General features: G+C 59.7%; 15 protein-coding genes. 5 read left to right on the top strand and 10 right to left on the bottom strand.

Annotated features, from left to right (window positions below):
• Positions 1-100 precede the first annotated feature (100 nt).
• The gene (locus tag AC50YL_RS12040; protein WP_494832168.1) at positions 101-388 is read left to right on the top strand and encodes a stage VI sporulation protein F; all 288 of its coding nucleotides are present in this window, start codon (positions 101-103) and stop codon (positions 386-388) included.
• 30 nt (positions 389-418) lie between these two features.
• Here AC50YL_RS12040 and AC50YL_RS12035 read toward each other — a convergent pair whose 3' ends face one another.
• On the bottom strand, positions 419-1,099 hold the full coding sequence (locus tag AC50YL_RS12035) for an SOS response-associated peptidase (RefSeq protein WP_494832562.1): 681 nt from the start codon (positions 1,097-1,099) through the stop codon (positions 419-421).
• A 135-nt stretch (positions 1,100-1,234) separates the two neighbouring features.
• Between AC50YL_RS12035 and AC50YL_RS12030 the strand changes: the two genes are divergently transcribed.
• Complete coding sequence (locus tag AC50YL_RS12030) at positions 1,235-2,563, top strand: DUF2515 family protein (RefSeq protein ID WP_494832167.1); 1,329 nt, start codon at positions 1,235-1,237, stop codon at positions 2,561-2,563.
• 58 nt (positions 2,564-2,621) lie between these two features.
• Here AC50YL_RS12030 and mtnB read toward each other — a convergent pair whose 3' ends face one another.
• The 8 genes from mtnB to AC50YL_RS11990 all read right to left on the bottom strand — a co-directional run bounded on the left by mtnB (position 2,622) and on the right by AC50YL_RS11990 (position 10,653).
• Positions 2,622-3,266, bottom strand: a complete 645-nt coding sequence (gene mtnB / locus AC50YL_RS12025; protein ID WP_494832166.1) for a methylthioribulose 1-phosphate dehydratase — start codon at positions 3,264-3,266, stop codon at positions 2,622-2,624.
• The gene (locus AC50YL_RS12020; protein WP_494832560.1) at positions 3,263-3,934 is read right to left on the bottom strand and encodes a 2-hydroxy-3-keto-5-methylthiopentenyl-1-phosphate phosphatase; all 672 of its coding nucleotides are present in this window, start codon (positions 3,932-3,934) and stop codon (positions 3,263-3,265) included. The genes mtnB and AC50YL_RS12020 overlap by 4 nt, the downstream gene beginning before the upstream one ends.
• A 23-nt stretch (positions 3,935-3,957) precedes the next feature.
• Positions 3,958-5,187 (bottom strand): 2,3-diketo-5-methylthiopentyl-1-phosphate enolase, encoded by a 1,230-nt coding sequence (locus AC50YL_RS12015; protein ID WP_494832165.1) that lies wholly within the window; start codon positions 5,185-5,187, stop codon positions 3,958-3,960.
• Positions 5,184-6,065 carry a pyrroline-5-carboxylate reductase gene (proC, locus tag AC50YL_RS12010; RefSeq protein WP_494832163.1) on the bottom strand — a complete coding sequence of 294 codons (882 nt, stop codon included), beginning with the start codon at positions 6,063-6,065 and terminating at the stop codon, positions 5,184-5,186. The genes AC50YL_RS12015 and proC overlap by 4 nt, the downstream gene beginning before the upstream one ends.
• Before the next feature lie 75 nt (positions 6,066-6,140).
• The gene (locus AC50YL_RS12005) at positions 6,141-7,388 is read right to left on the bottom strand and encodes a glutamate-5-semialdehyde dehydrogenase (RefSeq protein WP_494832162.1); all 1,248 of its coding nucleotides are present in this window, start codon (positions 7,386-7,388) and stop codon (positions 6,141-6,143) included.
• Positions 7,389-7,412: 24 nt separating this feature from the next.
• A complete protein-coding gene (gene proB, locus AC50YL_RS12000; protein ID WP_494832161.1) occupies positions 7,413-8,528 on the bottom strand; it encodes a glutamate 5-kinase in 1,116 nt (371 codons plus the stop codon).
• A gap of 400 nt (positions 8,529-8,928) precedes the next feature.
• Positions 8,929-10,119, bottom strand: coding sequence for a pyridoxal phosphate-dependent aminotransferase (locus tag AC50YL_RS11995; RefSeq protein WP_494832159.1), 1,191 nt, complete (start codon positions 10,117-10,119; stop codon positions 8,929-8,931).
• Between the two features lie 84 nt (positions 10,120-10,203).
• Entirely contained in the window at positions 10,204-10,653 is a 450-nt protein-coding gene (locus tag AC50YL_RS11990; protein ID WP_494832157.1) for a hypothetical protein, read from the bottom strand.
• A gap of 156 nt (positions 10,654-10,809) precedes the next feature.
• On the opposite strand from AC50YL_RS11990, the gene AC50YL_RS11985 reads away from it, so the two are divergent.
• Complete coding sequence (locus AC50YL_RS11985; RefSeq protein ID WP_494832155.1) at positions 10,810-11,607, top strand: carbon-nitrogen family hydrolase; 798 nt, start codon at positions 10,810-10,812, stop codon at positions 11,605-11,607.
• Positions 11,608-11,619: 12 nt separating this feature from the next.
• Here the strand turns inward: AC50YL_RS11985 and AC50YL_RS11980 are convergent, their stop codons facing one another.
• Positions 11,620-12,525, bottom strand: a complete 906-nt coding sequence (locus tag AC50YL_RS11980; protein WP_494832153.1) for a LysR family transcriptional regulator — start codon at positions 12,523-12,525, stop codon at positions 11,620-11,622.
• A 159-nt stretch (positions 12,526-12,684) separates the two neighbouring features.
• On the opposite strand from AC50YL_RS11980, the gene leuC reads away from it, so the two are divergent.
• Both leuC and leuD read left to right on the top strand, forming a co-directional pair.
• Positions 12,685-14,106: a 3-isopropylmalate dehydratase large subunit gene (gene leuC, locus AC50YL_RS11975; RefSeq protein ID WP_494832152.1), complete on the top strand. Its 1,422-nt coding sequence runs from the start codon at positions 12,685-12,687 to the stop codon at positions 14,104-14,106.
• A 28-nt stretch (positions 14,107-14,134) separates the two neighbouring features.
• Positions 14,135-14,728, top strand: coding sequence for a 3-isopropylmalate dehydratase small subunit (gene leuD, locus AC50YL_RS11970; RefSeq protein WP_494832150.1), 594 nt, complete (start codon positions 14,135-14,137; stop codon positions 14,726-14,728).
• Positions 14,729-14,755: the final 27 nt, after the last annotated feature.

Here is a 14,755-nt window from a genome sequence, read left to right as displayed (position 1 = left end):
GAATGCCCGGCATATAGTACATCTAGAGGATGGTTTCGAGGTCAGCCTATCTTCGGATGGCCATGGCCTCTTAAAGCCGGACGGAGGTGCTATAACCGGAATGAGCTACACCAAATTCGGCATTCGGCCCGAGCTGGTCGAGCGCGTCAAAGTGAAAATGAAAAATCCCGTCGTGAAAGACCGGGTCAAAATGCTGCTGAACGGCGTCAATAAATTCGACCTGCAGGATCGCGCGAAGGTTCGAAAGCTCGTCCGCATGTCGGCCGGCATCATGCAGGAGAATTTGACGGAGCAGCAGGAAGAGCAGCTGATCGCGTTCGTCGTCGCGCAAAAGATCGACCCCAACAATACGCTCCACCTCATCCGCCTTTGGGCGATGTTCCGCTGATCCTCCGGGATCGGCATTTTTTTTGCGTGATTAGCCGTTCGCCCGGAGGGGAGCGATGCAGGATTCGTCGTCTTTGGCGACGCTGCCGACATCGCCGGCAACCGGATAGGCTTCGAGCAGCTCGGACGGGAAAGGCTGGAGCAGCCGGTTCAGCCGGGCAGGATCGCGCAGGGAGCGGTCCAGCCACGCCGCTTCGTCTTCGGGCTGCAAGATGACCGGCATCCGGTTGTGGATCGGTTCCATCAGCGCGTTGGGAGCGGTGGTCAGGATCGTGCAGGTGCTGAGCTTGATCCCTTCCGGGGACGTCCACGTATCGTACAGACCCGCCATGCTGAACAGCTTGCGGTCGCGTTTGACGATGCGCATCGGCTGCTTGCGGTTCTCTTCCTGTTGCCACTCATAGAAGCCGTCGGCCGGGACAATGCAGCGCTTGCGGTCGATCAATTTGCGAAAGGCGGGCTTGTCCCACACCGTTTCGGACCGCGCATTGATCATTTTGGCGCCAAGCTTCATCGTCTCCGCCCATGAAGGGACCAGCCCCCATTTGAGCTCGCCCAGCCGGTTTTTCTCGCCGTCGTTGATGACCGCCAGAATCATTTGGCCGGGGGCTACGTTGTATTTGGGCTGCTGGAACGGGACGTTCGTCTCGGCGACCCAATAATGCAGCATCAATTCCTCCAAAGTAACGGTAATCGTATAGCGGCCGCACATGGTGTTCATGCCTCCTTGAGTTCCGAAATCGGGCTAACTTGCATTAGCTATAGTATACTACAGCGGCTAATCGAAGGTAGAGATGACGATACTAATTGACAATGGTTTACTTCGCGATGAAGGAGGGAAACGGACATGTCGCAGCGGCACAACGACCGCGGCAGGCCTTCTTTGCTGGGCTGGCTGCTGCATGCGTTTCGGTTCGTGCGGAATTACGCGATTCATAAAAGGGACGCCAGAAACGCGTCGCATGAGCTGGCCGAACATGCGTTGCCCGCTTCCATGCGCCAAGAACTCGTGCACGAGCTGTTCGCGGCGCTCCAGTCCGAAGAACAAGCCGATTCCGCGCCCGGCGGGGAGGCGTCTGACCGGACCCGGACTGCCGCGGAACACGACGAGCGGGAGCGCGCGCTGATCCACCGCATCCGCCACGAGACGGAGACCGCGAACCGGAACAACGTCACGCGGACGGAGGCTTACCGCGCCGTGTATTACCGGTGTCCGGAGCTGCAGTGGGCGTTGTTGGCCCATCTCGTATCCCGGAACGGCGGTTGGAATATGACGGATTTGCAGGGCGAGCTGCTGCCGGAGCTGATGGACGAGGAGAGCCGCCTGCATGCTTTCATCCTGCTGGAGCGCATTAATGCGCTTATCTTCCATGACGCTTATCCGCAATTGCTGCTCTACGAGGCGTCTCGCAAGGAGGGGAGGGATCTGTCGGCGCTGCTGCCGAGCTTCGGCGTATCTCGCTTCATGCTTCCGGTCTGGTCGCAGTTCTGGCAGCGCCGGGACGCGATTCTGCTGACGACGGCGCTGATCGTGAACGAGCAGCATGTCATCGAGAAGCCGCTCGTGCAGAGCGATTACTTCAAGGCGCATGTGCTGAAGCGAACGCCGTTTCTGCTCCAAATCCCGCTGCAAACGAACACGGTCGTCATGCCGTACGGCGCGCCGCAGGTCAACGGCGGGGATATGATGCTGGCCGGGTTGGTGCTCGAGCATTTCAGCAGCCTGCATGAACGCATCGAATTCGGCAAACGGCTCTACGCGATCCTGCTCCGCGTGCCGGAAGTGTTGGCGGGGGTCACGGCTTTCGTCAAAGGGGTGCATCACACCGGCTCTAGGGCGGATTATGCGCCGCATTTGTTTACGAAGGAACGGGAAGGCGCGGAAGGCGGGAGGATCGCGGCCTACAAGGAGCGGCTCGAAGGCTGCAGCCTGATAGCAGGCGCCAAGAAGCTGCTCAGCCCCGAGCTGTCGGCCGCCTGGGCGGATGTGCCCGCGGAGCTGCCGGCGCGCATCGATTGGCTGGAGGATGCGCCATCCATTCTGCCGTATTTCGAAGCGCTGCCGCTGCCGGACATCTTCGAGATCACGTTCGAGCACTGCATGGCGTTTAACAAGCTGGAGCTTGCCGTTCAGGCGAAGCAGCGCTTCGGCGGGCTCAATGGAAAAAGGCGATAACGCGGACTGATCGCTCAGCCCGGCATATCGCCTTTTATCGTATTCGCGCCGGAGATGATCAGCGTTTCAGCAGCTCCCAGCGGTAAACGTATTCGAACAGGAATTCGAACGCTTCCAGATGGCGCTTCGCCTCGAACGCGTTGGCACCCCAAGCGTAGATGCCGTGCTTGCGGAGCATGATGCCCGGGATCCGCTTGTCCAAGCGTTCCGTCACTTCCGGGACGATGCTCGGGATATGGGCGAAATTGGACACGATCGGAATGTCGATCTGCGCTTCCTCGTCCCAGATGTTGAACGCTTTGATCAGCTCGACGCCGTCCACGGGAATCGATTTGCGTTCCCAGAACAGTTCGGACACCAAGTTGTTGAACACCGTGTGCACGTGGAAAATCGCGCCGCAGCCCGTTTGCTTGTAGATCTCGCAGTGGATCAGCGTCTCGGCGGATGGTTTCAGCATCGTCGGCTCGCTTGGCTTGCCATCTTGGTCGACGAACAGGAAATCCTCCGGCGTGGACAACGACTTGTCCTTGCCGCTCGCCGTGATGGCGAAATGAAAATCGTCCGGTGCGTAATCGCCGACGCGAATGGACAGGTTGCCGCTCGTGCCCTGGAACCAGCCGCGGTTCGCGAAGAGGCGTTTGACGTCCGTGAGCTCCGCGAGCGCCCGTTGTTTATGTTCTAAAGGAATTTGTGCAAAGGTCATCGGGTTGGTTTCGCCTCCTGCAGCTTCAATTGGTGGATGACGTCATGGAACGTCGCGTATTCATGGAACGGCAGCCCGAGCTCCGCGCATTTCAACGTCAGATGCGAGCGGGCGAAGACGACGTCGGCCAGCTTCGCGCCTTCGAAATCCGTCACGCTGTCTCCGATCAGGATCCGTTCGTACCGCTCGGCCGGAAAACGGCGAATGATCGTCGTCTTGCACATGCCGCACTCGGTAAGGCATTCGCCGTCGCAAGGATGCGGCCAGGTGATCGCGATGGACTCGCCCGAGAAATCGCTGCCGTTGCAGTAAATGTGGTCTTCCGGAATGCCGAACGGCGCAAGCAGCGGGAATACGAAAAAGTCGATGCCGCCGCTCGTGACGTAGAATTGGATATCATTGGCCTTGCAATAGTCCAGCAACTCCGGGAAGCCTTCGCGAATGCGGGCATTGGAGATCGCGTAATCGACCACTTCCCGTTTACGGGATGTCGGGAGGAGGCGGAACAGCTCGCCTACGCCTTGCTTGATCGATTTGTGTTGGCTGACGATCGCGTTTACGATGGCTTCCCAGCCGGGCGGGTTAAAATGGCGAATGATCGCGACGATATTGTCGTTCTCGGTAATGGTCCCGTCAAAATCGCAAAAGATGACGCGCTGCTTCTTCATGGATGTCTGTACCTCGTTGTCGGTCATGGTTGTTTGAACCCCCAGCTGTCGATTGCCGTCCGGAGCGCTTCATGCCCCGGCTGCGCGGCCGCGTCCGGGAGGGAAATGCCTTTCAGCGTCGCGTCGATCGCCTGGCGGAACGCTTGTCCGCCGGCGGCCGTGCCCATCGGATGGCCGTGAATGCCGCCGCCCGCGTTGACGACGACGTCCGTGCCGAAGTCGCGCAGGATGAGCGGCACGAGGCCTGGATGAATGCCGGCCGAGGGAACGGAAAAGCTCTGGCGGACCGGCAGGGCAGGATCGATCAAGGCAGCCTGCACGGCCAGGTTCTCTTCGCGCGGCATCACGACGGAGCCGTACGGCGACGGGAAGAGCGCCAGATCCGCGCCGGCCAGCCGCATCAGCTTGCCGAGCAGCAGCGGTGCCGCGATGCCGTAGTGCGGCGACGGATAGAACGCGCCGGCCATGGCGGGGTGCGCGGCGATCGGGATCGCGATCTCTGGATCGCTGCTAAGCTCGTGAAGCGCGTCGAAGCCATACGCCAGCACGTTGAAGAGCAGCGCGTTGGCGCCTGCCGCGATCGCCAGCTTCGCCTGCGAAGCGAGCTTCGAGGTCGGGCCGGTCAGATTGACGGCGTAGAGCAGCTTCTGGCCGGTCTCGGCTTCCGCTTGGCGGGCGGCTTCCATGCAGGCTTCGACGCGCTTCTGCAGCGGCGTGAGCGGATTCTCGAACAGGATCTCGTCGTCTTTGATCAGATCGACGCCCCCGAGGGCCTGCTTGTAGAATTGATCGCGCAGGTTGGGAAGGTCATGCCCGATGACGGATTTGAAAATGCTCATCAGAAGCGGGCGATCCTGGACGCCGAGCAGGCCGCGGATGCCTGCCATGCCGAACTTCGGTCCCGGGAATGCGGACAGGAAGTCCGACGAGAAATCGAGGTCGAGCAGCTTGATCTTGCCGTCCATGGACAGCTTGCCGAACACGGTGACGAGCAGGGCCGGGATGTCGCGGCTGAAATTCACGTCCGGGTAGGCGATCACGATATCCGCGTAACGCGTGCCCGGTTCCGTGCCTTCGTGCACGTCGACGGACACGACGCGTCCCAGATGTTTCTCCATCTCGGCTTTGCGGGCTTCGGGCAGGTCGGTCCAGCTCCCGACGGTCAGGCCGACCGCGATGCCGAGCGCTTTTTTCTGAAAATCGGCTTTATCGTCGTAGCTCCGATAAGTGGCCGTGCATACCGCTTGACTCATGATTTCGCATTCCTTTCGATTTCGGCTCCCATTTCCACGGCGCGTTCGGCGGAGCGCGTGATGGCGCTCAGCACGGCGTCCGTGAATCGGTAAGCGTCGAGTTTCTCGATGGCCGCCTGGGTGGAGCCGTTCGGCGACGTGACTTTGCGTCGGAGCTCGGCCGGATCTTCACCCGTAGCTTTTACCATGTGGGCGGCTCCTAGTACCGTTTGGATCGTCAGCTCGCGCGCGGCGTCCTCGGTCAGCCCGAGCTTGGCGCCCGCGGCGATCATGGCTTCCATCATGTAATAAATATAAGCCGGACCGCTGCCGGACAGGCCGGTCACGACCTCGAGCATCGGTTCCTCGACGATCGTCGTCAAGCCGACGGCTTGGAAAATCGCGTCCGCGAGCAAGCGCCGATCGGCGCTCACGCTTGCCGAGAAGCTGATGCCCGTAACGCCGAGACCGATCGTGCTGGACGTGTTCGGCATCGTGCGCGCGATCGGCATCGGCATGCCGAGCAGCGTTTCCAGCGTGTCGATCGTCATGCCGGCAATGAGCGAGACGATCATTTGGCCGGGGTGCAGCAGATCCCGCACGCGTTTGATCGCGTCCGCGGCGTCCTTCGGTTTCATGGCCAGGAAGACGATATCGGCCTCGCGAAGCATCGTTTCTTTGTCCGCGTCGTTCTGCGCGCCGTTAATGCCGTACCGGCCGGACAGCTCGTGCATGCGCTCCGCGTTCTGGCGGTTCATCATGCCGATCTGTCCCGGCTCCGTCAAGCCGCGGTCGAGCATGCCGCGCACGAGCGCCTCCGCCATGGAACCGGCGCCGTAAAAGCAAATTTTAAGCGAAGCGATTTCCGGCGCTGTGCCGGAAGAGGAAAGGGTAGTCATAATTGCCGTGAGCCTCCTTCAGATGGCGGAATGCTGCATGCGAAGCGCTGGCTTCGCACGCAAACCAATCCGCGTTTAACCGCGGATTTGGCCGTTGCCGAATACGCGGAATTTGGTTGTCGTCAGCGCGGGCAGTCCCATCGGACCGCGCGCGTGAAGCTTTTGGGTGCTGATGCCGATTTCGGCGCCGAAGCCGAATTCGAACCCGTCGGTGAAGCGGGTAGACGCATTGTGGTAGACCGCGGCGGCGTCGATGCGCTGCATGAACGCGGCGGCATTCCAGTCGTCCTCGGTCACGATGCATTCGGAATGCATCGTCCCGTACCGGGCGATATGCTCCAAGGCGTCGTCGAGATGATCTACCACGCGGATGTTCAGAATATAATCGCTGTACTCCGTGGCGTAGTCGGCTTCCGTTACGGCAGCGGCTTCAGGGACGAGCGCACGGGTCCGGTCGCAGCCGCGAAGTTCGACGCTTGCCGCCAGGAAACGGTCCGCCAATGTCCGCAAATGCTTGCCCGCGAACTTTTCGTGAACCAGCAGCGTTTCCATGGAGTTGCAAACCGACGGACGCTGTACCTTCGCGTTGAAGGCGATGTCGGCAGCCATATCGTAGCTTGCGCTTTCGTCCACGAAGGTGTGGCAGATGCCTGCGCCGGTCTCGATGACCGGCACCGTCGCGTTCTCGACGACGTTGCGGATGAGCGAAGCGCCGCCTCGCGGAATGACGACGTCGAGCAAGCCGTTTAATTTCAGCATCTCGTCGACGGATGCGCGCGACGGATCCTCGATCAGCTGCAGCGCATCCGCCGGAAGCGCAGTGCTTGCCAACGTTTCGCGCAGCACCTCGACGATCCGGCGATTGGATTCCAGCGCCGCGGATCCGCCGCGCAGGACGACGGCGTTACCCGTCTTGAGGCAAAGTCCGGCGGCGTCCACCGTGACGTTCGGACGCGCCTCGTAGATCATGCCGATGACGCCGAGCGGCACCGCGATTTTCTCTACGCGCAAGCCGTTCGGGCGCTGGAACGACTCCAGCGTCAAGCCGGTCGGATCCGGCAGCCCTTCCACCTGGCGCAAGCCCTCGGCGATGCCTTGGATCCGCGCCGGCGTCAGCTTCAACCGGTCAAGCAGCGACTCGCTCGTCCCGTTGCTTCTGCCGCGCTCGATATCGAGCGCGTTGGCGGCAATGATCGATTCCTGCTGTTCGATCAGCGCTTCGGCCATGGCGAGCAGGGCTTGATTCTTTTGCTTCGTCGTCATGCGGTTCATGATTTGCGCGGCTTGCTTGGCCAGCGCGGCTTTCTCGCGTACTTCGCCCATCGTTACCCCTTCTTTCTGTATCATTCATGCTTTTAGCGAAACCCATTCGTCCCGGTGTATGACTTCCATGCGGGCGACCTCGACCCGTTTGCGCACTTCCTCCGAGCTGAGTCCCGCCGCCGCTTGCGCCTGCCATGCGGCATAATTGACGACGCCGCGGCCGAGCGTCTGACCTTGCAAATTGCATACCTCCACGACGTCGCCGGGGTGAAAATCGCCCTCGATCGACCGGATGCCGGCGGGGAGGAGGCTTTTGCCGCCCTGCAGCAGCGCCTGCTCCGCGCCTTCGTCGACGATGATGCGGCCCTGCGGCATGGAGTGGAAGCCGAGCCACTGCTTCTTCATGGGCAGGTTATGCAGGCTCGTGTCGAAATAGGTGCCTCTGCCGTCGCCGCGGACGGCGTGCATCAGATCTCCCGGCTCCAGGACTCTGCCGATGAACGCCGGGACGCCGCCTCTCATGGCGATTCGGGCCGCTTCGATCTTGGACCGCATCCCGCCCGTCCCGACCGAGGATCCGGCCCCGCCGGCAATGCTCAGGATATCGTCCGATATTTGATCGACCCGATCGATGCGAAGGGCATGGGGGTTGATACGCGGATCTTCGGTATAGAGCCCGTCCATATCGGTAATGATTACCAGCCGCTTCGCCTTCACCATGTTGCTGACCAGCGCCGACAACGTGTCGTTGTCGCCGAATTTCAATTCGTCCGTCGCTACCGTGTCGTTCTCGTTGATGATCGGCACCATGCGCTGCTTGAGCAGCTCCTCGATGGTCAGCTGCGCGTTTTGGATCCGCTTGCGGTTGGAGAAATCGGCTCGCGTGAGCAGAATCTGCGCGACGCCCACGCCGCCTCGGCTGCCGTAGGCAGCAAATGCCTCTTGGTATGCTTGCATGAGCAGCGCCTGGCCGACAGCGGCTGCTGCTTGCTTCTCGTGCACGATCTTTGGCCGCGACGCATAGCCGATTTTTCGGAAACCGGCCGCAACGGCGCCGGACGTGACGAGCAGCACTTGATGGCCGGACTCGTGCAGGGCCGCCAATTCATCGGCGAAGAAAGCAATGCGTTCGCGGTTCAGTCCGCCTTCTTCCGACGTCAGCGAGCTGCTGCCGATTTTGACTACAATGGTATCTGTCATCTCGCGCTCAACCTTTCCCCTGATTGGACAACGGGCAAATAAAAAAACTTCCGTCCTTGTCATAGAAACAAAGGACGAAAGTTCGACTTCCGCGGTACCACCTTTATTAACGCCATGCCGTGCCAGAGAGAGCTGGACGCATGCCGTTCGGCTTAAAGACCTGATAACAGCAGGCCGCTGTCCGACTCGTCGCCGGCCGTTCAGGGGTGGGTTTCTGCAGCGAACGCGGTAAATTCTCGCAGCGTACGAATTTACTCTCTGGTCGCGTCGCGGATTGCATACTTAGCCCCGTCAAGACGTTGCTCGTGTTCAATTACAGCAAGCATACCATGCTCGGCGCCGCGCTGTAAAGCAAGCGAAGGCCCGCAAAGACGGACTTTGCGGGCCGATAGGGTTCAGGTCACCCGAACAAATGCAGCTTGCCGATGCGGTGGATCGCTTCCTGCAGCCGTTCCTCCGGAGCCAGCAGCCCAAGGCGCACATACCCTTCGCCATGCGTTCCGAAGCCCACGCCCGGTGCCAAGACGACATCCGCATGCTCCAGCACATGATCCGCGAACGATATGGACGTATGTCCTTTCGGCACCGGAAGCCAGCAGAAGAAGGAGCCGCTCGGCTTAGGGCTTTCCCAGCCGATCTCGCCCATCGCGGCGAAGAGCGCGTCGCGGCGGCTCTCGTAAGCGGCCGTCAGCTCCGTGACGCACTCCTGGGGACCGGTCAAAGCCATCGCGGCCGCATCCTGGATGCCGCCGAACAAGCTGCAATAGTAATGGTCCTGAATCAAGTTGATCAGCGACACGACTTCCGGGTTGCCGAGCGCGAAGCCGACGCGCCAGCCGGCCATATTGTACGTTTTGGACAGCGTGTAAAATTCGACGCCGACTTCCTTGGCTCCCGGCGTCTGCAGGAAGCTGACCGGCGCGTTGCCGTCGAAGCCGATCGCGCCGTAGGCGAAATCGCTCGCGACGACGATGCCGTGCTTCGCCGCGAACTCGACCGTTTTCGCGTAAAATTCGGGTCCGGCCGTCGCGCCTGTCGGGTTGTTCGGGTAATTGACGAACATCAGCTTCGCTTTATTCGCGGCATCCGCGGAGACGGCATCGTAGTCGGGCAGGAAGCCGTTGCCTTCTATAAGCGGCATGTATTCCATGACGCCGCCCGCGAGCGCGACGCCGGACCAATAATCCGGATAGCCGGGATCCGGCACGAGGCAGACATCGCCCGGATTCAGCAAGCATTGGCTGATTTCGATCAACCCGGTTTTGCCGCCGAACAAGATCGCGACTTCCTTCTCGGGATCGAGCTCCACGCCGTAATCTTCCTTGTATCTCTGCGCAACGGCCTGCTTCAGAAAAGGAAAGCCGCTAAACGGGGGATACTTGTGGTACAACGGGTTCGGAGCGGCATCCTGCAGCGCTTGGACGATATGGGGCGGCGTCGGCCGATCCGGATTCCCTTGCCCCAAATTGATGACGTCGCGTCCTTTGGCCGCTTGCGCGTTCGCTTTGCGCACGAGGGCGGCGAAAAATTGAGCCGGCAAACCCGTCATGCGGGCCGCCGGTTTGATTTGAAATGATTGTTTGCGTTCCATCGTAAGCCTCCACCCTTATTCTCTGCCTAAATGTAGCATAATGACCGAATAAGTGTCGAGCATTGGCGGGAGCGGCGGTTTGGGCTACAGGTCCATCGCCTTCAGGAACGGTTTGATGTCGGCTTTGAATTTCAGTAAATAAGGTTTGCGGTTTTCGTCGAAAATAAGCAGCAGCTGCGGTTTTTTCGGGCAGTAGAACAAGAACACGTCCTGGGTCATGACCTGCTCGGAACCGGCTTTAACCGCGGTCGGCTGATCGAGCGGAATCCGGAATACGTAGCCGCATTTGTCTTCCGCCTGCAGCTTGGGGGACAAGCCGGTTACGCCCTTGAGCCAAGACTTCGCGTAATCCTGGAATTGCGGGCCGTTGGGAATCGTTTTGACGACTTTGCCTTCGACGACGTCGAAGGCCTGAACCGGCCGCTGATCCGCCTCGTGATGGTCGTTGAGGGCTGCGGCGTTGGCGGACATCGGAATCAACAAATAAAGCAGAAGTGCAAATGCGGCGAGAATATTAATGCTCCGTATTTTCATCTCATGGGCTCCTTTGATGGGAATGGATTCGTTTCGTACTTACGTTGCCCATCTTGACAGCCGAGCATGAGACGTTATGATTAGGTAAAACTGCGCATAACAGGGATACGCGCGCCGTTGCGGCGGTTGCCGTCATGGGAAACGGGAGGCATTGGAATGAGCGGAAATAAATTGCGGTTGGCATTGGTGCAGATGCACGTGGATGCGGGATATCCGGATGCGAATTTCAAACGGCTGGAGGCGCGGCTCGCGGAAGCGGTCGAGGGCGATACGAAGCCGGATCTGATCATGCTGCCGGAAATGTGGAATACGGGCTACGCCCTTGAAGAAATCGAATCGATCGCGGATCCCGAAGGGGAGCGCACGAAAGCGTTATTTTCCGGTTTCGCGCGGAAGCATGGCGTGCAAATCATCGGCGGCTCCATCGCGGAGAAACGGTCGGGCGGGGTTTACAATACGATCTATGCGTTCAACGAGCGCGGGGAATTGACGGACGATTATTCCAAAATTCATCTGTTTCGGCTGATGGACGAAGAGAAATACCTGCAATCCGGGGAAAGGCTCGGGACGTTGACGGCGGGGGGGATCCAAGCAGGCATGATGATCTGCTACGATATCCGGTTTCCAGAGCTGGCCCGCAAGCTTGCCTTGAACGGAGCGCAGGCGATGTTCGTTCCCGCCCAATGGCCGAATCCGCGGATTCACCACTGGCGGACGCTGCTCATGGCCAGGGCGATCGAGAACCAGATGTTCGTGATCGCGTGCAACCGCTGCGGCCAGAGCGGCGAGACGTCGTTCTTCGGGCATTCCATGATCATCGACCCCTGGGGCGAGATCGTCGCCGAAGCGGGCGAACAGGAGACGATCCTGCGAGCGGAAATCGACCTGGCGCTCGTCGAGGCCGTGCGCGCCAAGATCCCCGTGTTCGAGGACCGCAGACCGTCGCTCTATTAGGAAGCCGAAAGTTCAGGAGGAGCCGAAATGCTCCTCCACCGTCCGGTTCATCGTTTCGATAAAGGCTTCGGCCGCTCTCGAGAGATAGCGGCCTTTGCGGCTTGCGACGACGAGCGTTCTCGTCGGCTTCGGGGCCGCGAAGTCCAGGTAGGCCGGCGCCAGTTCGCCGGTAGCCTCCCGCTTGAGCATCCGCGGCACGAATGTGATGCCCATCCCCGCTGCCACGAGCGACTGCACGGTTTCGATGTTGGTGCTTTCGAAGACGATTCGGGGTTCGAAGCCGGCTTCTTCGCAGGTTTCCAGGACGATTTGGCGGAAGCCTTGTCCTTTCTTGAGGACGATGAACGGCTCGGACCGCAGCTCGGCCACGCTGACGGGCTTCGTGCGTTTGGCCAGCGGATGGCCGGGCGGGACGGCAAGCATGATTTCTTCTTCGATAATCGGAAGCCATTCCAGCGAGGGCTCATGCAGCGGCAACGCGAGCAAGCTGAGGTCGGTTTGACCGCTGGCGGTCAGCTGCTCCAGCTTCGATGGCGTGTCCTCGACCAGCAGGACTTCGATCTCGGGGTATTGGCGGCCGAATATCGGGAGCACGATGGGGAGGACATGGGAGCCCGTGATGGACAGGCTGCCGACGACGAGCTTGCCCTTGCGCATATGCGCGAGGTCGTCCAGCTCCTGCTTCAATTGTTCGACGTTGTCGAGAATGCCCTCGGCTTTCTCGACGAAGACGGCGCCGGCATGCGTCAGTTCGACGGAATTGGTCGTGCGCCTGAACAAAAGGACGCCGATTTCTTTTTCCAGCTTGGAGAGCTGCTGGCTGAGCGAAGGCTGCGCGATATGCAGTTTCTCGGCGGCGCGGGAGAAGTTTTTCTCTTTGGCGATTTGGATGACGTACTGCAGCTGGCGAAGTTCCAAGTATATGCACTTCCCTTCGTAGGGGATTTAAGCTAGGATCATCATAGGCCATACCTATTGCTATTATAGATATTATATCTTGGATCAATGAAGAAAGAAATGCTATGATGACTGCATTGGATCAATAGCATGCGCAAACGAACTTATGAGGTGATAATTATGACGAAGAGAACGATGTTTGAGAAGATTTGGGATAACCACGTCATTAATGCCGAAGCCGGAAAACCGAGCATCATTTATATCGACCTGCAGCTCGTGCACGAGGTCACTTCGCCGCAAGCTTTCGAAGGCCTTCGCCTGACGGGCCGCAAAGTCCGCCGTCCCGACCTGACGTTCGCGACGATGGATCACAACGTGCCGACGAAAGACCGCTTCAACATCAGCGATCCGATCTCCAAGCAGCAGATCGACACGCTGACGCAAAACTGCAAGGATTTCGGCGTCAAATTGTTCGATCTTGACAGCATCGACCAAGGCGTCGTTCACGTTATGGGGCCCGAGCTAGGCTTGACGCACCCGGGCAAAACGATCGTTTGCGGCGACAGCCACACGTCCACGCACGGCGCTTTCGGCGCGTTGGCGTTCGGCATCGGCACCTCCGAGGTGGAGCACGTGCTTGCGACGCAATGCTTGCAGCAGTCCAAAGCGAAGACGATGGAAGTTCGCTTTAACGGCAAGCGCAAACCCGGCGTAACGGCGAAAGACATGATTCTCGGCGTCATTGCCCAGTACGGCACCGATTTCGGTACCGGCTACGTCATGGAATTCACGGGCGAAGCGATCAGCAGCCTGTCGATGGAAGAGCGCATGACGGTCTGCAACATGTCGATCGAAGCAGGCGCCCGCGCCGGTCTGATCGCGCCCGACGAAACGACGTTCAACTACTTGCGCGGCCGCGAGTACGCGCCGCAAGGCGAAGCGTTCGACCGCGCGGTTGCTATATGGCAAGAACTCGCGACGGATGAAGGCGCGGCGTTCGACAAAGTCGTCGAATTCGACGTTGATGCCTTGATCCCGCAGGTTACCTGGGGAACGAGCCCCGGCATGGGCACCGACATCACGAAGAGCGTGCCGGTACCGGCCGAACTTCCTACGGAGAACGAGCGCAAAGCCGCCGAGAAGGCGCTTGAATACATGGGTCTCACGCCTGGCACGCCTATGAACGAGATCGAGATCGATTACGTCTTTATCGGTTCCTGCACGAACGGCCGGATCGAAGACTTGCGCGCGGCCGCCGAGATCGCCAAAGGCTACAAGGTCAGCGACCGCGTAACGGCGATCGTCGTGCCGGGCTCCGGACGCGTGAAGATCCAAGCCGAGAAGGAAGGCCTCGATCAAGTATTCACGGAAGCGGGCTTCGAATGGCGCGATGCCGGGTGCTCGATGTGCCTCGCGATGAATCCGGACGTGCTCGAGCCCGGACAACGCTGCGCGTCGACGTCCAACCGTAACTTCGAAGGCCGTCAAGGCCGTGGCGGACGTACGCATCTGGTTTCCCCCGCGATGGCAGCGGCTGCCGCGATCATGGGCAAATTCACGGACGTGCGCGACTGGAAAATCAAGTCCGAAGTGCTGAACTAACACGAAGAAGAGAGAGGAGACAACCAACATGGATGCTTTCAAACAACTGACCGGTCTCGTAGCTCCGGTAGACCGCGTTAACGTAGATACGGACGCGATCATCCCGAAACAATTTTTGAAGCGGATCGAGCGCAGCGGCTTCGGCCAATTCCTGTTCTTCGAATGGCGCTGGGACGAGAAGGGCAACGTCATCGATTCGTTCAGCCTGAACCAACCCCGCTACCAAGGCGCGGAGGTATTGATTTCCCGCGCGAACTTCGGCTGCGGTTCTTCCCGCGAACATGCGCCATGGGCGATTCTGGATTACGGCTTCAAAGTCATCATCGCGCCTTCGTACGCGGATATCTTCTACAATAACTGCTTCAAGAACGGCATCCTGCCGATCAAGCTGAGCGAAGAGCAGGTCGAAGAGCTGTTCCAACGCACGGCGAACACGGAAGGCTACAAGCTGACGGTCGATCTGGAAAACAAAACGATTTCCGACAATGCCGGCCTCAGCATTCCGTTCGATCTCGACGAGCATCGCCGCCAATTCCTGCTGCTCGGGTTGGACGATATCGGACTGACGCTTCAGCACGAAGACAAAATCTCCGCCTACGAAGCAAGCCGCGTCGCGTTCTAATGAAGTTATAAGCATCGGGCTGTCGGG

The organism is Paenibacillus sp. J22P277, assembly GCF_059383675.1.
Note: the sequence above shows the minus strand (reverse complement) of the source record. Positions and strands in the feature narration are given on the sequence as shown.